Genomic DNA, 19,096 nt, shown 5'->3' on the forward strand with positions numbered 1-19,096 from the left:
ACCAGTCTTATCAAGGGTTTTTTAAAGCGGATTGGGATAAAAATACCCATCCTATCAAGCATGATATCCTAATTAGCGTCGTCCTGATGTCAACGAATTGGAATTTCGATGATAAATTCAGTACCTTTACCGGGTTCTGATAGGCACTGCAATTGGCCGTTGTGTTTTTCAACGACAATTTGGTGCGAAATTGATAAACCCAAACCTGTGCCTTTACCTACGGGTTTTGTGGTGAAAAACGGGTCAAACAAACGCACAATATGATCTTCGGGAATGCCCTGACCGTTGTCTTTAATCCGAATTAAAATGCTCTGATTATCAATCGTTTCAGTTTGAATCGTGATAGTAGGAAAGGTATCATCTGCGGTGTCTTTTGCTTGGTTGCTGCTTTCTTCCAAGGCGTCGATCGCATTTGCCAATACATTCATAAATACCTGATTTAACTGTCCGGGATGACAGTTTATTTGCGGCAGTTCTCCGTATTTTTTAATCACTTTAATGCCCTGCCAGTTGGGTTTTGCTTTCAGGCGACTGTTCAACATTAACAAGGTACTTTCTAAACCTTCGTGAATGTCGGCAGTCTTGATTTTCGCTTCGTCCGCCCGCGAGAAATTGCGGAGAGTTTGAATAATTTCTACAATTCGCTCGCATCCGGTCTGCATTGAATTGAGCAATTTTGGCAGGTCTTCTGCTAGAAATTCTAAGTCTATATCATCGGCTTGTTGCTGAATTTTTGCTGGGGGATTTGGGTACTCTTCTTGATAGACTTGCACGATTTCTAATAAGTCTAGAACGTAGCCTCGGACGTGGCAGAGGTTGCCGGCGACAAAGCCAACTGGGTTGTTAATTTCGTGGGCAATTCCTGCTAGCACCTGTCCGAGGGAAGACATTTTTTCGGTTTGTACTAACTGCATTTGAGTTTGCTGCAATTCGCGCAAAGCTGTTTGCAATTCTTGGGATTTTTGCCGATCGCGATCGGCGGCGGCGGCCCGTTCTTCCTCAACTCCGATCGCCCCAGCAATAATTCCGATCAGCTTGCAGTCGGCTTCTGTGGGCGCGATCATCGACTCAGTGTAGAGAAGGCACAGCGCACCCACGTAATTGCCGCCCAGCCGCACTGCTTGTCCCAGATAGCTTCGCAGTTGGTAGCGGATGACAGCGGGATCGGTTTGGGCGTAGATCGTGCTCTGCAAGTCAGGAATCGCAACAGCCCGATCGCTTCCTTTGCTGCATACGTCGGTGCAGATGTGGCCCTCGGCGCGATCGACTAGCGGGTAGTCCGGCGGCGCTTGCCAAGTCCCGATCGCCCGCAGCAGACCGCCACCGACGCGGCTGTAGATGGCGCAGCTTCCGCCCAAAAGCTCGCCGGCTAAGGATGTCAGCCGCTGGATGTTATCAGCGGCGTCGGTGGTGAATCCCAAAAAGCACTCGTTGATTTTGCTGAGGCGATACTCTGCTTGCCGGCGCGCCGTCATGTCGCGGGAGTTGATCACAATTCCTTTCACAGCGGGGTCTGCTAGCAAGTTGATGCCGACACCTTCGAGAAAACACCAAGAACCGTCAGCGCGGCGGAACCGACCTTCTAGGGCGATCGGATCGCCTGGATTTGCGATCAGTTTTTCGGCGTCGGAAATCACCGAGGCAAGGTCGTCAGGGTGGATCAAATCGAGAGCAATTTGACCGGCGAGTTCATCGGGTTCGTAGCCTAAAACTCTTTCTACAGAAGGGCTTTCGTAAACAATGCGACCGCTGGCGTCGAGAATAGTAATGATGTCGGAACTGTTGAGAATTAGCGATCGCCACTTAGCCTCATTTTGGAACAAAGCTGACTCGGCTTCTTTGCGATCGGTAATATCCTCTACCATTTGCAAAATAAACTGTGGCGTTCCCTGACTGCTGTCGATAACAGAGGCGCTGAGGCGTCCCCACCTGATGCTGCCGTCTTGGCGGAGGTAGCGCTTCTCGATTTGGTAAGCTTCGCGCAAGCCCGCGGCCAACTGTTGGCGCAACTCGCGCGAAGTTTGTGCGTCTTCCGGATGCGCGCAGTCGTCGAGGCCGACACCCCGCAGTTGAGCTTCCGAGATCCCCAGCATGGCTTGAAATGCCGGATTAGTGGCGATCGCAACACCTTCGAGGGTAGCGACTACCATGCCGATCGCAGCGCGTTCAAAAATTGCCCGAAACCGCTGTTCGCTGTCTCGCAAAGCTGCATCCGCTGCCACTTCCTGCGTGATGTCCCGCCCCGCCACTGCCAAACCTTTGCGCGAACCGTCGGGGTTGAACAGTGGCACTTTTCGCACTTCAAACAAATTGCTGCCACCTGTAGGCAAGGAGACTATTTGGCGGCTGGAGGTGAGAGTGCCTGCTTGCCAGGTGGTTTCGTCGGTTTCCTGCCAAGTTAGCAGGATTTCTCTGACTCTGGGATCGGCGGCGGCAGCTAGTTCGGCAGTAGTTTTGCCCTGGTAGTCTGCGGTTTCCCACCCCAAAAGTTGCAGGGCGCAGTCGTTGGCAATCAGCCAGCGCCCCTCGCTGTCTGTGAGGTTGATCGCGTCGGGGACGGCGTTGATCGCGGTTTTCAGCCAGTATTCTTGATTTCGCAGGGCTGCTTCGGCTTTTTTGCGGGCGACGATTTCGGCCACAGTTCCCTCGTAGTAAAGGAGTTCGCCGTTTTCGTCGCGGACTTCGCGCACGTTTTCCGAGATCCAGGTAGTGCTGCCGTCTTTGCGGCGGACGCAGGACTCAAACTCCTTCAGGGAGCCGTTTTTGCTGATTTCTGCCATGAAGGAAGCGCGGCGGGTGCGATCGGCGTAAAGGTTTTTTGCCGAACATTTTGCGATCAGTTCTGACGGGGAATCGTAGCCGTACATTCGGGCGAGTGCCTGGTTAGCGCTGAGGTAGCGCCCGTCTGGGGCGGTTTGAAATATGCCTTCGGTGGCGTTTTCAAAGATGCTGCGGTATTTTGCCTCGGCTTGTTTGAGGGCTTCTTCTGCTTGTTTACGATCGGTGATATCAGATTGGACGCCGATGAAGTGGGTAACGAGTCCGCTGCTGTCGCGCACCGGCGAGATGCTGAGTTCGTTCCAGAAGGCGGTGCCGTCTTTGCGGTAGTTTTTCAGAACTACTTTGCAGTCGTGTTGTTCTTTGAGGGCCACGCGGATTTGATCGACGGCAGCGCCATCGGTATCCGGGCCTTGCAGGAAGCGGCAGTTCTGCCCGATTATTTCGCTGCGATTGTAGCCTGTAATCCGCTCGAAAGCACCGTTGCAGTAAACTATAGGCCTGTCCGGCTGGGTAGCGTCCGCGATCGCGATGCCGTTGCTGGTAGCTGCCAGGGCGCGATCGTACAGCCTCCAGACTTCTTCTATTAAATTTGGTGTGCCGCCAGTACGAGTCGGCGATAGCGTTTCAGAAGGAATGCTTATATCGATCTGCATGAGTTTCTATAAATTGAGTTTATTGTAGATACCGACTGCCAGCACACCCTATAGTTTAACAGAATTGTCTGTTTTCCGAAGGCAGAAGTTAAAAGGCTATCATGCAGAATTGGGGCGGTAAATTCTACCTAAATAAAATCTGGCTTCCCTCGGTTTTTTTTCCTTCTGCCTTCTGCCTTCTGCCTTCTACCTTCAAAGGAATCCTTGTTGTTAATTTATAATAGTTGTTCCAGCGATAACTCTATCTCTGGTATGGTTTACTTGGCAGAGTTTAGGCGGCTTACAATTTCGTTCATTTATTTTTTTAATTAAATAAAAACTACATTATCCGGCTCTAGTAAAAAAAATAATTAAATCCTTTATAGTTAAATGAGTCAAACTCTTCTCTAAAACAAACCGAGGAAAAATTAATTTTGAACGAACACAGCAAGTTCTGAAATATCGTCGATCGCGAAAGTCGGCTCTAGGGCGAGACACTGAGCGCGATCGCCATATCCGTAAGCCGCCCAACCAACATCTATCCCAGCATTTTTAGCAAACAGCAAATCAATCGCTGTATCGCCAACCATTAAAATTTGACTGTTATCCAACTCCGGGAACAGCGGTTTAATAATCGAGTGAAAAGCAGTCGGATTTGGTTTCGGAATTATTTGTCCGTTATCACCTAATATCAAATCAAAAAAACTGTGAATTCTCAAATTTTTTAGTAACACATTAACAAAAGTAACCTGTTTGTTGCTGAAAACTCCCAGGCTCAATCCAGACTGACGCGCCAACTGCAAGACTTGCTTTGTCCCGTTAAATAACTCTACCTGCTTTTCACCTTCAGTCCGATAATAAGAGCGGTAAGTTTCAACCCATTCGGGAATTGCGCTTTCCTCGATCGCCGGATGGAGAATTTTAAAACTATTTGGTAAATTGATGCCGATCGTACCTATAATAGTATCAGCAGCAGGCGGGACAATATTGAAATTTTCAAAAGTTTGGGTAAAGCAAAATACAATAGCTTTGTGAGTAATTGCCAAAGTGCCGTCGAAGTCAAAAATAATTAACTTGTACTGACTCATATTATTTAATATATTCTATCTAGCAATCGGAGGTTTGCCACGATATAATAGCATAATTAATTTCTCATTTACCAACTATAAGTATAATTTTTCAACATTCAAGAGGTCAACATGAGTGTTACCGAAAAATCAGAAATTCTAGCCACAGATTTCCCTGACTACAATCAATTACCAGACTCCGACCGTACTTTTGTAAAAAATTTTCAAGAACATCCTCAAAGCATCCTGTTAACAACATCAATTAGACCGATTTTAGACCAAGTTCATTCCGACGGACAATACTGCATCGGTCAAGATTCCGGTATTTATTGGCGAGTGGCCCGGCCCCCGGAACCGCCAGAAAGAGGAGCCAAAGCACCTGATTGTTTTACGTTCCCGACGTGCCGCCAACTCTTGACGGAAATCTGCGCCATTCCTATGTCATGTGGCGGGAATTAATGCCGCCTCTGATTGTACTTGAATTTGTTTCTGGCGATGGCAGTGAAGAAAGAGATAGGACTCCTCGCCAGGGAAAATTATGGATTTACGAGCGGATAATTTGACCTGCTTTTTACGGCATTTATGAAGTCACAAAAGCACAAGTTGAAGTGTATCATTTGGTAGAGGATCGCTTCGAGTTAGTCCCACAAAATCAGCGCGGACATTACGCGATCGCACAAATAGGAGTGGAATTAGGCATTTGGCAAGGGGTTTATCAGGGCGTAGAACTGCCTTGGCTGCGCTGGTGCGATGCCTCCGGGAATTTGCTGCCGGCGGCAGAGGAACGGGCAGAACAAGCCGAATTAGTGGCAGAACGAGAACGACAAAGGCGCATAGAAGCTGAGTTGCGAATTCAAGCTTTGGAAGCGCGTTTGCGAGAGTTAGAAGGCGAGTAATTCGATTTGAGATTTTAGATGTTAGATTTTAGATTGGGGATGACTGAGGACTATCGGGGTTGGGATGTTCATAAGTCATTGGCAATTCTTCAATTCTTTAATCAAAAATCTAAATTCGCATAAGTCGCAGGTTCCGGTAGGGACACGGCTATTCATTGTCCCTAGGAACATCATGTGCTGTAAAAACCCGATCGCCTAGCAGCCTCCTCAGAAACGATATAAACATTCATCGGTTATTATCAAAAATTTGCGTATATTAGCTTAAAGTATTGCATCACTTTTTGTGTAAGTCCTATGGCACTAATTGTTCAGAAATATGGCGGAACCTCGGTTGGTACAGTCGATCGCATTTTGGAAGTAGCCCGACGAGTTGTAAAAACAGCAGAGCTTGGCAACTCTCTGGTTGTCGTACTTTCAGCGATGGGCAAAACCACCGACGGTTTAGTTAAACTCGCCAAGGAAATTTCCGCAAATCCCAACAAGCGGGAAATGGATATGTTGCTTTCCACTGGGGAACAAGTCTCGATCGCACTTTTGAGCATGGCATTGCAGGAAATGGGACAGCCCGCAATTTCCCTCACCGGCGCCCAAGTTGGCATTGTCACCGAAGCCGCCCACACCCGCGCCCGGATTTTGCGAATCGACCCCAGTCGGCTCGAAACCCAGTTAAAAAGCGGTAAAGTCGTTGTGGTTGCGGGTTTCCAAGGTATCGCCGATGCCGGAGAATTGGAAATTACCACCTTGGGGCGTGGCGGTTCCGACACCACAGCAGTTGCCCTCGCCGCAGCGCTGCGGGCCGACAGATGCGAAATTTATACCGACGTGCCCGGAATTCTGACTACAGATCCGCGCTTGGTTGCCGACGCCCAATTGATGGATGAAATCACTTGTGACGAAATGCTGGAATTGGCGAGTTTGGGCGCAAAAGTCCTCCACCCGCGCGCGGTAGAAATTGCCAAGAATTACGGCGTGCCCCTGGTAGTGCTTTCTAGCTGGAGTGACGCCCCCGGTACGCGGGTAGTGTCCCCACCCCCGAAACTTCGGCCTTTGGAGGGTTTGGAGCTCGCAACAGCGGTGGATGCGGTGGAATTTGACTTAGATCAGGCAGGGGTGTCGCTGCTGCGTTTGCCCGATCGCCCCGGCGTAGCAGCGCGGTTGTTTGGTGCGATCGCGCAACAAAACCTCGATGTAGACTTAATTATCCAGTCAATTCATGAAGGAAATACTAACGATATTGCTTTCACAGTGACGAGAAATTCGCTGAATCAAGCTGTCGCGGTTGCTGATGCGATCGTACCCGCCCTCGGCAAGAATTCTCGCCCAGAATTGGGAGAACCGGAAGTGAAAGCAGAAGAGCGGCCAATAGCTAAAGTTAGCATTGCGGGTGCGGGAATGATCGGTCGTCCGAGGGTAGCGGCGCAGATGTTTAAGACTTTAGCGGATGCAGGAATTAACATTCAAATGATTTCTACATCCGAGGTGAAAGTTAGTTGTGCGATCGATGCCGAAGATTGCGATCGGGCCGTTGCCGAACTCTGCAAAACATTTGATGTTGCCAACTCCCCTATTGGGCTGCGTTCATCATCCCACAAACCGCCTGCAGTCCGCGCCGTTGCGTTGGATCTCAATCAAGCGCGTCTAGCAATTCGCCAATTGCCCGATCGACCCGGAGTAGCAGCAAAACTGTTCGGACTTTTAGCCGAGGAAAATATCAGCGTAGACACGATCATTCAGTCGCAGCGCTGCCACAATATTGACGGCATATTAACTCGCGACATTGCATTTACCGTAGCACAAATTGACGCCGAAGCTGCTAAAAAAGCCCTCGAAAAAGCCGCCCCCGAATTTGGATGGGGCGAAGTAGCAGTCGATACACAAATAGCCAAAGTTAGCGTCGTCGGTTCCGGGATGGTAGCGCATCCGGGAGTAGCGGCAAAAATGTTTGAAGCGCTTTCCCGCCAGCAAATCAACATTCAAATGATTGCCACTTCCGAGATTAAAATTAGCTGCGTTGTGGATGAGGAACAAGCCGTAACTGCTTTGAAGGCAATTCACGCAGCCTTTGAACTTGCCGGCACCGAAAGAATCCAAGTTCCCGCCTAATTGAGGTTTGTAGTTGCGCTTCAGCACCGGCAGACTCTGAATCCCAACTACAAGCTTAAAAATTTCATTAATTAGAGTTTTCAGTAGGGACACGGCAGTGCCGTGTCCTTGCAAATATCGCGGACACAGCATTGCTGTATCCCTACAAATATATTCCGATTTGGACACCGCACTGCCGTGTTCATACAAATATCGATCGACAGTCAACGATCGGAGTTTTGAGTGCAAATTGCACAGCATGAGGCTGTGTTAAAATGAAATTGGCGATCGGCTAAAAGGGATTGAATCTTATGACAGTAGCGAAAGAACAGATTACTGATAGCAGTAGCAATAGTGGTTTATCAAATTTCCGCATTACGGTCGAACGTCTGATCGAGCTTTTAGATTTAGAAGAAGACGATGAGTACGGAATTTTGAGGCCGACTGAATATGCTTTCAGGACAGCTATGAAGTTAGTTGTAGAAGCCTACGATAGCATGGGAAACAGTTTTCCAAAAGCCTCAACAGGTACAGATGACCAAGGCAGTATTAGACTTGCTTGGCAAAATATAAAAGCCGATCGCAGAGTACGCTTATTCTGCCCCCACTCTTCTGATGAGAAAGCTTACATTTATCATCAAGATAGTGATAAATATGCCTCAGAAAATATTACTTCAGGAGCAATTTTAGTTTATTGGCTAGAGTGGTTTAACAAAGTATGACACATACATATTTTAGGAGTAACTCAGATGTAGTCATAAATATCTAATGATTCATTATAGTGGCAAATAGAATAACAGATAGCTTCTATATTGCGTGTAAAAAACTATTTCAAGTGTTAAATAGTGCTATAGTATTTATTGTTCGTGAACCGAGTTTATCCGCTATGTTCTGCGAATGATATCCTTATCACTAAATACTTATGAGTCCAAACTATCTCTTTGATTCTTTAGCTGACGGTGCTATTGTCTATAGAGCTTTACTCCGCCGCTCGTGGATTGACGAAGCAAACTTAGTTGTATTTTTTGCTTATTTACTGCGACCCAATGAAGCGGGTTTATCGGTAACAATTGCCAGTGTTTGTTCGCCAGAACAATGTGCAGCCAAATTTCAAAATTGTTACGGAGTTGCTAGTCTGCAAGTAGGACAAATTCGTGAATTAGGTTTAGATGCAGTATCTGATTCAGCATCCCACGCTCAGATTGTCGGCTTACCTCATGTGAAAGATGACCGAGACAGAGCTGAAAGATTAGCCGATTTGTTAGCAGAGAGATCGATAATTGTATGGCAACCTTCGCAAGTATAGCGTCGCAAGTTGTCAGATAAAATTCGGGTTAAAAGCCCCTGATAATACTCGGCGGTTTCAAGCGCTGAGTATTTCTTGCGCGATCGCCTCCACAACCGGCACACAAACCGAATTCCCAATTTGCTTGTAACTTTCCCCCGCACTCGGATAACTCTTAAAATCTTCAGGAAAACCCATAAGACGGTAACATTCCTTCAGCGTCAATTTTCTCACCATATCTTGCTCAGGAATGTAGATAAAAAACCTGCCTGATGTTTCTTGCGAAGGAATTGTCGGATGCACTCCATCTACCGAATAAATGCGATTAGGCTGTCTGTGAACTCTCGATAAATGTTCTGTATTTGGTCTCACGCCAGTTTTCCAAGTACCTTTATTTCTGTAACCTACAAACAAAAGTCCCGAATCTTGCTTTCTCGGATAATCAATTAAAGTATACTCTGATTTGTCCAATATTTCAAAATCTCCTGTCTTGTCTAGAAATTCCCTGAGTTGCGGAGGAAACTTGCTTTTAAGTCGAGAAAAATTAAATTCTTTACCTTTAGTTGCAATAATGAATATTCTTTCACGATGTTGAGGAATTCCAAAGTTTTTAGCATTCAGCATTTTGTAATTCACGCTGTATCCTAAATCTTCCAGACTGGCAATAATTACTTTTAAGGTATTTCCCTTGTCGTGATGGATTAAGTGCTTGACATTTTCGAGAACGATAACTTTAGGCTGCTTGATTTTGATAATTTTACAAATCTCGAAAAATAGCGTACCTCTAGTATCTTCAAAACCCAACTTTTTGCCACAGATGCTAAAAGGTTGGCACGGAAACCCGGCGACTAAAATCTCAAAGTCTGCTAAATCGGTGGGATTGATGTTACTGATATCGGGAAAAGGAACATCAGCGAAATTCTCCGTGTAAACTTGTCGGCATTTGCTGTTAATTTCGCAGGAAAAAACGCATTTAAAGCCAATTTTTTCAAAACCTTGTCGGAAACCTCCTATTCCTGCAAATAAATCTATAAAGTTCATTTATAATTTAATCCCAAAAAATACTCACCCCAATGATAACAGATTTTGTTCCTCTCTATTATTTGACTCTGTGTTCTCTGCGTTCTCTGCGGTTCATTCTATCAATTTCAACAAGTTTTGCTACAGTCCTCAATCTTATACCAATCATTAAAAGTCTCAGAAGCCCGAACCGGACTTAGCCTGGGCTGTGTCCCCACAGATATCGCGTAGAATGTCGATCGCCCGAAATTTCCCCCGCATTCAACCAACCAATGTCCCAAACTTGTCCCGCAGCCGACTAAACTAGAAATAGCAGCAAAAATTACAGTTATTGTTTACTTCCTTTTACCAACCATGAGTCAAACCTTGGAAAACCTCACCGCAATCGATGACAAGCTATCCAAACGCCACCTCGACCTCGATCCGGGCGGCTACTTCATCATTTATCTCGATCGCGAAACCAGCTTAATTTGTGCCAAACATTTCACCAACATCATCGACGATCGAGGCCTCGCCGTCGATCCCGAAACTGGTAAACCAATCCCCGCCCGCGGCAAAGTAGAACGCACTGAGGTCACACTTTTTACCGGCAGAACCGCCAAAGAACTTTGTGTCAAAATCCTAGAAGAAACCCGCCCCAGCCCGGTGACAATGTTAGATCACGCGGCTTATCTGGGACGGGAATTTGTACGGGCAGAAATTGCATTGTTGAGCGATCGAGAATACGTTCAAGATTAGTGCAGCCCTGCCTTAATTTCGGGACAAAACGGCAACCGATCGGATGCAAGCAGCACCGATCACGAAAAACCTTGATACCAGAAATAAGTCACCATCGGAATCACTGTCGCCAATACCAACAGCACAACCACAACAACTGTGGCATTGCCTTGGTCTGTTTCTTCAGCTTTTTTAAACGTGCCTTCAACTTGAATGTTGTCAACAACTTCAGGAGCACCCGGATCGGGTTCGCCCGACAAAACAGTTGCAATGCGCGTACTTGCAGCCGCAAATGCCTCGTTGTATTTATTGGCTTCCCGCAGCGGCACTTGCACGGTTTCCCCAGCCACACTCTGGGCAATTTCATCGGTTAGCAGGGATTTCACCCCTTCCCCCGTGCGAATTGCCGCGCTGTTGGTAACAGTGTCGAGAACGAGTAAAATTTGATTAGTCTGGTCTTCTTTTGTGGGAAACCACTGTTCAAACAGTTGGTCGGTGAAAGTGGCAGCCGTTTCACCGTAGTCTAAGCGGTGGATGGTGACAAATCGGACTTGTTTCCCTGTTTTGTTTTCCAGGTTGTCGAGCACGCTGCTGATATTGCTTTCGCTGCTGCGGCTGAGCACGTCGCCTTTGTCGAACACCCAAGTTCGATCGCCCGCTGACAACACCGGTATTTCGTAAACGCCAGTCGCCAATGCCGGCAATACCGCCATCTGGGATGCGATTAGGGCGATCGCGATCGCCGCCGCCAAAGGTTGGAGATATTTTCTCCAGTTAAATAATTGCTTCAGGAGTCTGGTCATGAGGTTAACCGTAAAACTGACTTTTTTCCAAAAATACTATAGAAACCCCCGTAAAATTCATTTTACACAGGTCAATATTTACAATTAGCTAGCCAGTGGAACTCCCTGCCCGATTATTTTAGGATTCTAACTATGGAACCAGCAGACACTTATAAAGGTTGGATTATTCAATCCCAGAAAGTCTTCTACGTCGAGGTTTGGGATAGCCGCGGCAACCGCCACGTCGCCGTCCAAAATGCCAAGACTGAGGAGGAAGCTTTGGAATTGGCCAAAAAGTGGATAGACAAATATGAGTCAAAACCCGGAAGAATGCCGATCGACGTACCCCATCCTTTCGGAGACATGATCGATATGCCATTTTGAAGTCAGTTGAATGTTGACTGTTGACTGTTGGCTGTTGACTGTTAAGATTACAGCTTGTAGGTTGCTCTGGTAGAGAAAAAACCTCTTCAAATCGAGAAATTATGGGAAGGGACGCACCCAAAGACTATGCCAGTTGCGTCCAAGACTGCATTTTTCCTGAGATACAATTAGGAAATTCCTCGCAATTTCCGCGTATTTTCTACTAAACTTTGAGCAAATGCGTCGAACCTTTCAGACAGTTTTTCATCTAACAATTTACCATCAGGACTAAAAGCTTTCCAAGCTTGTCCGATCGCAATTTGTTCGGGAATTACCCAAGCGTGCACCCATCTCAAAATGGTTCGCAAATCGTTGAGTGCGTTGTTGTTAACTTGCCCTCCCAAAACGCTAATCCCACCCGCAACTTTCCCGTCCAAATGCTCAAAACTCATCAAATCCAGGGCATTCTTGAGAGCACCGCTGACGCTACCGTGATACTCCGGCGTTGCCAAAATCAAGGCGTCGGCTTGCTTAACCGCATTCTGCAGCTTTTCCACATCCGGGTAATCGATATAATCATTCTCACCATTGCAGAATGGCAGATTGAGCGATCGCAAATCGAATATTTCAACTTCCGCGCCCAGGGCCTCGGCCCGTTCTGCTGCCACCTTCAACGCTAACTGGCTGTAGGAGCCAGCCCGCAAACTTCCACCAATGCCGACAATTTTTACCATAAAGCTTAAAAACAATAACTGCTTTACTAAAACGTACTCATTACGAGTATGATTAACATAGCAAGTTCGATCGGCAACTGTCAATCGATTTTAGATTTGAGATTTGAGATTTGAGATTTACCGACGGAGCCCACAAACCCGGTTTTTTGAGCAAAATCCTGGGTTATAGCCCGCAGAAGAGGTAAAAAACCCGGTTTCTTGAGCAGCCGTGGGTAAGTTCAGTGGAGGGGGCCCAGCAACCAGGTTATTTGAGCAAAATCCTGGGTTATAGCCCACAGATGAGGTAAAAAACCCGGTTTCTTGAGCAGCCGTGGATTCAAAACCCCCCCTCTTGAGGGGTTTCTTAAGATGCCCGCGAGAGATAAACCCATCCAACACCCGCCATCTTGTTAAAATAAATGAACGTAGCAAACCAAAAGCGGTCAATCTTGGCACTCTTCAACCTTGGGCAAAGCAATATGAAAAATTCTTGGAAACACGCATGGCTGGGGCATCTAGCTGTAAACAAAGACAAGTCGAGCCAGAATCCTAAAAAATCAATTCCAGGACGGAATCTTTGGCGCATCCTGGGCAGTTTGGTGATTTCTCAAGGAATATTGCTCTCGACCCCGGTGTTTGCCGACAGCGCGCCAAACACCATGAGTTACAGCCAACTGATCGACAACATAGAAAAAGGGCAAGTCAGTAGAGTCGAAGTAGACGAAACTCAAAAAATTGCCAAGGTTAGGCTAAAAAATCAAAAAAGCGATCAAACCCAATCAGTTAGTCTGTTCGACTACAACAACCGAGAACTGTACTCGCAAATCCGCGCCAAAAAGATTGACTTTGAAGTCAAACAAACAGCCGACAACGCCGCCGCAGTCAGTTTAGTAGTAAACTTGCTAGTGATTTTTGCAGTGTTGGCAGTGCTGATGGCAATCCTGCGCCGATCGACCCAATCTCAAGGAAATGCCATGAACTTCGGCAAATCCAGAGCCCGTTTCCAAATGGAAGCCAAAACCGGCGTGATGTTCGACGACGTAGCAGGCATCGAAGAAGCTAAAGAAGAACTGCAAGAAGTCGTAACCTTCCTCAAAAAACCCGAACGCTTCAACGCCATCGGCGCCAAAATTCCCAGAGGAGTTCTGTTAATCGGGCCTCCCGGAACCGGCAAAACAATGCTGGCAAAAGCCATCGCAGGCGAAGCAGCCGTCCCCTTCTTCAGCATCTCCGGTTCCGAATTTGTCGAAATGTTTGTCGGAGTTGGCGCATCCCGCGTCCGCGACTTGTTCAAGAAAGCTAAAGAAAATGCCCCCTGCATCGTCTTCATCGACGAAATAGACGCCGTAGGAAGGCAGCGCGGCGCTGGTATCGGCGGCGGCAACGACGAACGGGAACAAACTCTCAACCAGTTGCTGACAGAAATGGACGGCTTTGAGGGTAACAGCGGCGTGATTGTGATTGCAGCTACTAACCGGCCCGACGTGCTCGATACCGCCCTGCTGCGGCCAGGCAGGTTCGATCGACAAGTAACGGTAGATTTACCCAGTTACAAAGGGCGTTTGGGGATTTTGCAAGTTCACGCGCGCAACAAAAAACTCGACCCAGAAGTTGCCCTAGACACGATCGCCCGCCGCACTCCCGGCTTTTCCGGCGCTGACTTGGCAAACTTGCTCAACGAAGCAGCTATTCTCACTGCGAGGCGTCGCAAAGACACGATTAGTAACTTAGAAGTTCACGATGCGATCGACCGGATCACGATCGGGCTTACGCTCAATCCGCTGCTGGACAGCAAGAAAAAGTGGATGATAGCATACCACGAAATCGGACACGCCCTAGTCGCGACCATGCTCAAAAACGCCGATCCACTTGAAAAAGTAACGATTATTCCGCGTTCCGGCGGCATCGGAGGCTTTGTTACCTTGGTTCTCGACGAGGAAATGCTCGACAGCGAAGGTTTGATGAGTCGGGCTTGGCTGTTAAGCCAGATTACAGTAGCTTTGGGGGGACGGGCGGCAGAGGCTGAAATTTACGGCGATGCTGAAGTAACTATGGGTGCCAGCAGCGATATCAAACAAGTCAGCAATCTCGCTAGGAAGATGGTAACGCTTTATGGAATGTCGGATTTGGGGCCTGTGGCTTTTGAAAGTCCCAACAATGAGGTGTTTTTGGGGCAGAACTGGAATTCGCCATCGGAGTATTCCGAAGACATGGCAATCAAGATCGATCGCCAAGTCCGGGAAATTGCCTTTGACTGCTACGAAGAAGCTCGCCGAATAATCCGCGAAAACCGCGCTTTGGTAGACAAACTTGTCGAAGCGCTGTTGGAGGAAGAAACGATCGACGGCGACGAATTCCGCAAAATTGTCGCTCGCTACACCGAGTTGACCAAAAAAGAGTTGGCGCCAACGTAAAGAGTCATTAGTCATTAGTCATTAGTCATTAGTTATTCAAGTTTGTAGTGAGGACTTTATTCCTCATTCTCGAAAAAATAAGGACTTTAGTCCTTACTACAAACCAATAAAAATGACTCCTAACTAAAGACTAATGACTACTAACTAATGACCAATTAAGATTGTTGGGAGTACATTTCCCGCAATACCAAAGCCGGGTCTACCCAGCGGCCGCCGTACTTCAATCCCCAGTGCAAGTGAGGGCCACTGGTGCGGCCGGTCATCCCAACTCTGGCAATTCTCGCACCCGCAGGCACTGTTTGACCTTGCCAAATTTGCAAGGTACCTTCGCGATCGGTATAATAACGCCCTCCATTAGCCGTTAGCACTCGGCCTCTAAGGTGACAGTAGATGTGTTCCCAATTTCCCGATCGCACCACCATACCAGTGCCACACCGGCCATCTTCCCAAACTTCCACAATTTGCCCGCCCCACCAATTGCGGATATAGCTGCCTTCCGGGGCGGCCAAGTCCAAACCGTAATGAAAATCGCCGCCACGGGGCCCGAAGGCGGAGGTGTATGTTTCAAAGTTTTCGACTGGAAAAGAAGCTTCTTGCCACAAATTACCCGTCGCTACTCTGCTTGGTAAGCCTGACTGAGCTTTGACCACCTGCTGCTGCAAATAAGGGCTGATCAACACAATGCCGATCGAAAGTGCCAGCAGCAGCATCTGTCTGAGACGAAAAAAGCGTTTTGCCGTCAGCGGGCCTCTAGAGTCTTGCAGGATTTTTTTCACGGCTCAAAGTTAAATGTGTGTGGGAGTTTGCGTTGTCTGTTAGGCTTACATCTTGCACCAATGTCAATAAAGCTTTTAGGGGCGGGCTTTCCGGCCCGTTTCTGAGGTGCAAGATGTAAGTTATGCCAATTCGCTGCAAGATTGGCTTTGAACCCTACCCGCGATCGCGAATCAGTTTAATAACAACGTGTATCTTACTCCATCCAAAACCGGTGTCAAGGCTTCCGGGTAAATAGCCAGGGGTAATAAAAAAAATTGGCCGAGGAATTCCTGCTGCAGTTGAATTCGATCGAGCTTTTGCTTGACACTATAGTTAGTTAGTTCCGGGATTTTGGATGTCATCCAAAATTTCAAATTCATAACACACATCAAGCAATGCTTACTGAAATTTTTCCTTTTAGTTTTGCGATAGATGCAACTGCGATCGCCGGTGCGTCTTTGTGGTCTTTGGCCCTGTACTGGGGGCTGTCGCCCCTTACAGAATGGGTGATCCTGCAACTCAACCGCTGGATGAATTTTGCCGAGAGATCCCTCTACACCTCGGAAGCCGAGTTTGAAAGAACCCGCCAAGCCAGAGAAGCCCAAAATGCCTTTTACGCTTCGCTGTTGAGCATTCTGCCCTTTTTGATTGTGGGCGGATTGTGCAATTGGGGCGTCGAATTGTCTCTGGGCACTGGTTGGGCGGTATCTATGGGTACGATCGCCTGTATTGGCGGCGGCGTGTACGAGCTCGGCCGCCGAGACGGCGAGGAGTCTTAGGGGATTTTGGATTTTGGATTTTGGATTTTGGATTGCTCAAGATATTCGGAGATTTACCAGCCTCTAGAATGGATGATAATCTCAAATCCAAAACTCCAAGTCTCAAATAACTTGGACATTATATGACAGATATTTTTTTTGATGAACCGCAGAGGGCGCAGAGGACACAGAGAAAGAGAAGAAAAGAGAAAGGAATAGAAGAGAATAGATGGTGTTCATATTTCTTCTAAGGCTTGTTATACAGGTTATCAAACAGAATTAGCCATGTATTTTAACCGTAATTTGACTCAGGATGTTTGCCTAAAAGCCGCAGTTGCCGTTCAGTAGCGGTAGCGATAATTTCGGGATTGAACTGCCAGGGCCAAGGCGAAAATTTCTGCGCGATGTTGCGGTGGGAATAATGCACTTGCAGTAAGTAGCGAGTTCCATCTGTGGTCGTATTTTTGCCGCCGGAATGCCAAATTTCACTGCGGAAAAATAACACATCTCCAGCTTTGCACAAAACTGGTTCTGGGGAGTGTCCGTTCCAAGTTTCTTCCCCGCGATCGGGTTTTCGACCAGATTTATGACTACCAGGAATAATGTAGGTAGGACAGAGGTCTTCTGCGATGTCGCTGAGATAGAAATGGGCTGTACAAATCCATACTGGTAGTTGAAAAGTGCGATCCTCTCCGAGGGCTGCGGTAACGGCAAACACGCTTTCGGGCACGGGTACAAACACCTGATCGACGTGGACGCGCCAACCATCATAACCGGGCCCGCTTTTCCACGCAGTCATGCCGATAATATGGCAATCGCTGCCCATTAATGCTTCTGCTAATTCAATTATACCCGGTCGATCGGCATAGGAGAGCCACAGGCGATCGCGATTAAAAACGCACTTAAAATGCTGGTTCAATTCACTCCAACTGCTACCATCGAGTCCAAAGGGTTGCAGGCGATCGAGTGCTTCCTTTGTTTGCGCCACTTCCGAGGGACTGAGTACACCAGGAATCAGCGCAAAACCATCTTCATGCACTGCTTCTGCTAGACCTGCGGTATCGAAAAGATCACAAGTTTTTTGTCGATAGCTGAAAACTTCGCTTAACGTGCTTGCGTTCATAATTCAAAAAGTAAAATTATTAACTGTTATTAAATTAACACTTATTCTGCTCGATACTTGCATACTATGAAACCAGCCAGCCGATTTATTGGTACATCAGGACTTACACAAAATTTAATTATGTAGGGCACGCACTGCTCACATTACGTCGGATTTGGGGATAAATCAAATGAAATACAAACCAGAACCAACATCATTAAATCAAGCCCGCGCCGCCTTCCAAAAAATCTGGGGATACGACGACTTTCGACCACCCCAAGGAGAAATAGTCGGCAGTTTATTAGCCGGAAAAGATACAATTATAATTATGCCTACAGGTGGTGGCAAATCAATTTGCTTTCAACTGCCAGCTTTGTTACAAACAGGCTTAACGTTGGTAGTTTCGCCGTTAGTCGCACTGATGGAAAATCAAGTACAAGAATTGCGCGATCGCAATCTTCCCGCTTCCCTCCTCCACAGTCAACTGCCAACAGCGCAGCGCCGACAAACTATGCAGTCGCTGCAACAAAACAAATTAAGATTGCTGTACCTGTCTCCTGAAACGTTACTCAGCAAACCTGTTTGGGAAATTATCAGTCAGCCACACATCCAAATCAACGGTTTAATATTAGATGAAGCTCACTGTTTAGTACAGTGGGGTGATACTTTTCGACCAGCTTACCGCCGTTTGGGAACAGTGCGATCTGCTTTGTTAAAAGCTAAACCAGCAAATAGTAAAATTGCGATCGCAGCTTTCACCGCTACCGCCAACCCGGAAGCACAGCAGACAATCAAAAATGTCTTGCAACTGCAAAAACCCGAAGCATTTCTGCTAAGTCCCTACCGTTCTAATCTGCACCTGCAAGTGCAGACAGTCTGGACGCCGAGAGGACGCAAGCAGCAGTTATTAAATTTTATTAAGGCTCGACCAAAACAAGCAGGTTTAGTCTATGTCCGCACTAGAAAAGATAGCGAAAACTTGGCGGATTTGTTGGACGCAGCAGGTTATGAAACCGCAGCATATCATGCGGGTTTGAGTCCAGAATCACGACGAAAAATAGAAACAGCTTGGCTGAACAATGACCTTAAATTTGTGACTTGTACCTCAGCATTCGGAATGGGAATTAATAAACCCGATGTCCGGTGGGTTGTTCACTTTCAAGCACCTTTGCTATTATCGGAATACATTCAGGAAATTGGTAGAGGCGGACGCGACGGCAAATCGGCGATCGCCCTGACATTGATTAGCGAACCGACGGGTTTGCTTTATCCTGAAGATAAACAAAGAAAGGAATTTTTTCAAGATAAATTGCGATCGCAATACCGAGAAGCTCAGCAATTAGCCAAAAAACTCCCACTTAAAGGTGATGTAGATGCTGTGGGGCGGGAATTTCCCGAAAGTGCGATCGCCCTTTCAATCTTGCACAGTAGCGGACAATTAACATGGCAAGATCCTTTTAATTATACGATTAATAAATCTCCACAGCAAAAAGGCGAAAAACAAAACTTTAGCGCAGCGGAAGAAATGGCTAAATATCTCAAACATCGCGAGTGTAGGTGGCAATTTTTGCTGCAAGCTTTTGGTTTTACCAAGGAAGCTACATCAATGCGCTGCGGCCACTGCGACAATTGTCGATAGAATTGACGATTATAAGTAGTCAGACACAATTAATTACACAAATACATAGTAGAATGATATTTCCGGCAAAATTATGAGTTAATTACAGT

At 47.0% G+C, this 19,096-nt stretch carries 16 protein-coding genes and 1 pseudogene; 9 read left to right on the top strand and 8 right to left on the bottom strand.

What is annotated here, in order from left to right; all coding sequences use genetic code 11:
- Positions 1 to 89: 89 nt before the first annotated feature.
- Positions 90 to 3,434 carry a PAS domain S-box protein gene (locus QUB37_RS13520; RefSeq protein WP_333162706.1) on the bottom strand — a complete coding sequence of 1,115 codons (3,345 nt, stop codon included), beginning with the start codon at positions 3,432 to 3,434 and terminating at the stop codon, positions 90 to 92.
- Between the two features lie 407 nt (positions 3,435 to 3,841).
- A complete protein-coding gene (locus QUB37_RS13525) occupies positions 3,842 to 4,501 on the bottom strand; it encodes an HAD family hydrolase (protein WP_333162708.1) in 660 nt (219 codons plus the stop codon).
- 111 nt (positions 4,502 to 4,612) lie between these two features.
- Between QUB37_RS13525 and QUB37_RS13530 the strand changes: the two are divergent.
- The 4 genes and pseudogenes from QUB37_RS13530 to QUB37_RS13545 all read left to right on the top strand — a co-directional run bounded on the left by QUB37_RS13530 (position 4,613) and on the right by QUB37_RS13545 (position 8,764).
- A pseudogene (locus QUB37_RS13530) lies at positions 4,613 to 5,376 on the top strand (Uma2 family endonuclease).
- A 294-nt stretch (positions 5,377 to 5,670) separates the two neighbouring features.
- Entirely contained in the window at positions 5,671 to 7,479 is a 1,809-nt protein-coding gene (locus QUB37_RS13535) for an aspartate kinase (RefSeq protein WP_333162710.1), read from the top strand.
- A 290-nt stretch (positions 7,480 to 7,769) separates the two neighbouring features.
- The gene (locus QUB37_RS13540; RefSeq protein WP_333162712.1) at positions 7,770 to 8,180 is read left to right on the top strand and encodes a hypothetical protein; all 411 of its coding nucleotides are present in this window, start codon (positions 7,770 to 7,772) and stop codon (positions 8,178 to 8,180) included.
- Between the two features lie 200 nt (positions 8,181 to 8,380).
- On the top strand, positions 8,381 to 8,764 hold the full coding sequence (locus tag QUB37_RS13545) for a hypothetical protein (RefSeq protein ID WP_333162714.1): 384 nt from the start codon (positions 8,381 to 8,383) through the stop codon (positions 8,762 to 8,764).
- Positions 8,765 to 8,821: 57 nt separating this feature from the next.
- Here the strand turns inward: QUB37_RS13545 and dcm are convergent, their stop codons facing one another.
- The gene (gene dcm, locus QUB37_RS13550; protein ID WP_333162716.1) at positions 8,822 to 9,784 is read right to left on the bottom strand and encodes a DNA (cytosine-5-)-methyltransferase; all 963 of its coding nucleotides are present in this window, start codon (positions 9,782 to 9,784) and stop codon (positions 8,822 to 8,824) included.
- Between the two features lie 333 nt (positions 9,785 to 10,117).
- Here dcm and QUB37_RS13555 point away from each other — a divergent pair, with 333 nt between their 5' ends.
- A complete protein-coding gene (locus tag QUB37_RS13555; protein ID WP_333162717.1) occupies positions 10,118 to 10,501 on the top strand; it encodes a DUF4346 domain-containing protein in 384 nt (127 codons plus the stop codon).
- 59 nt (positions 10,502 to 10,560) lie between these two features.
- Here QUB37_RS13555 and psb32 read toward each other — a convergent pair whose 3' ends face one another.
- Complete coding sequence (gene psb32 / locus QUB37_RS13560; protein WP_333162719.1) at positions 10,561 to 11,283, bottom strand: photosystem II repair protein Psb32; 723 nt, start codon at positions 11,281 to 11,283, stop codon at positions 10,561 to 10,563.
- A 132-nt stretch (positions 11,284 to 11,415) separates the two neighbouring features.
- Between psb32 and QUB37_RS13565 the strand changes: the two genes are divergently transcribed.
- Positions 11,416 to 11,646, top strand: coding sequence for a hypothetical protein (locus QUB37_RS13565; RefSeq protein ID WP_006635545.1), 231 nt, complete (start codon positions 11,416 to 11,418; stop codon positions 11,644 to 11,646).
- A gap of 167 nt (positions 11,647 to 11,813) precedes the next feature.
- Here QUB37_RS13565 and QUB37_RS13570 read toward each other — a convergent pair whose 3' ends face one another.
- Positions 11,814 to 12,359, bottom strand: a complete 546-nt coding sequence (locus tag QUB37_RS13570) for an NADPH-dependent FMN reductase (protein ID WP_333162734.1) — start codon at positions 12,357 to 12,359, stop codon at positions 11,814 to 11,816.
- Between the two features lie 458 nt (positions 12,360 to 12,817).
- Between QUB37_RS13570 and ftsH the strand changes: the two genes are divergently transcribed.
- A complete protein-coding gene (gene ftsH, locus QUB37_RS13575) occupies positions 12,818 to 14,752 on the top strand; it encodes an ATP-dependent zinc metalloprotease FtsH (RefSeq protein WP_333162721.1) in 1,935 nt (644 codons plus the stop codon).
- Between the two features lie 155 nt (positions 14,753 to 14,907).
- On the opposite strand, the gene QUB37_RS13580 is transcribed toward ftsH, so the two are convergent.
- Together QUB37_RS13580 and QUB37_RS13585 are read right to left on the bottom strand one after the other, a co-directional pair.
- A complete protein-coding gene (locus tag QUB37_RS13580) occupies positions 14,908 to 15,462 on the bottom strand; it encodes a M23 family metallopeptidase (protein WP_333162736.1) in 555 nt (184 codons plus the stop codon).
- Between the two features lie 237 nt (positions 15,463 to 15,699).
- On the bottom strand, positions 15,700 to 15,870 hold the full coding sequence (locus tag QUB37_RS13585) for a hypothetical protein (RefSeq protein WP_333162723.1): 171 nt from the start codon (positions 15,868 to 15,870) through the stop codon (positions 15,700 to 15,702).
- A 33-nt stretch (positions 15,871 to 15,903) separates the two neighbouring features.
- On the opposite strand from QUB37_RS13585, the gene QUB37_RS13590 reads away from it, so the two are divergent.
- Positions 15,904 to 16,287 carry a hypothetical protein gene (locus QUB37_RS13590; protein ID WP_333162726.1) on the top strand — a complete coding sequence of 128 codons (384 nt, stop codon included), beginning with the start codon at positions 15,904 to 15,906 and terminating at the stop codon, positions 16,285 to 16,287.
- Positions 16,288 to 16,558: 271 nt separating this feature from the next.
- Here the strand turns inward: QUB37_RS13590 and QUB37_RS13595 are convergent, their stop codons facing one another.
- The gene (locus QUB37_RS13595; RefSeq protein ID WP_333162728.1) at positions 16,559 to 17,389 is read right to left on the bottom strand and encodes a phytanoyl-CoA dioxygenase family protein; all 831 of its coding nucleotides are present in this window, start codon (positions 17,387 to 17,389) and stop codon (positions 16,559 to 16,561) included.
- A 169-nt stretch (positions 17,390 to 17,558) separates the two neighbouring features.
- On the opposite strand from QUB37_RS13595, the gene QUB37_RS13600 reads away from it, so the two are divergent.
- Complete coding sequence (locus tag QUB37_RS13600; protein WP_333162731.1) at positions 17,559 to 19,007, top strand: RecQ family ATP-dependent DNA helicase; 1,449 nt, start codon at positions 17,559 to 17,561, stop codon at positions 19,005 to 19,007.
- The last annotated feature ends 89 nt before the right edge of the window (positions 19,008 to 19,096 follow it).

Source organism: Microcoleus sp. AT3-A2 (genome assembly GCF_036705685.1).
Taxonomy (GTDB): Bacteria; Cyanobacteriota; Cyanobacteriia; order Cyanobacteriales; family Microcoleaceae; genus Microcoleus.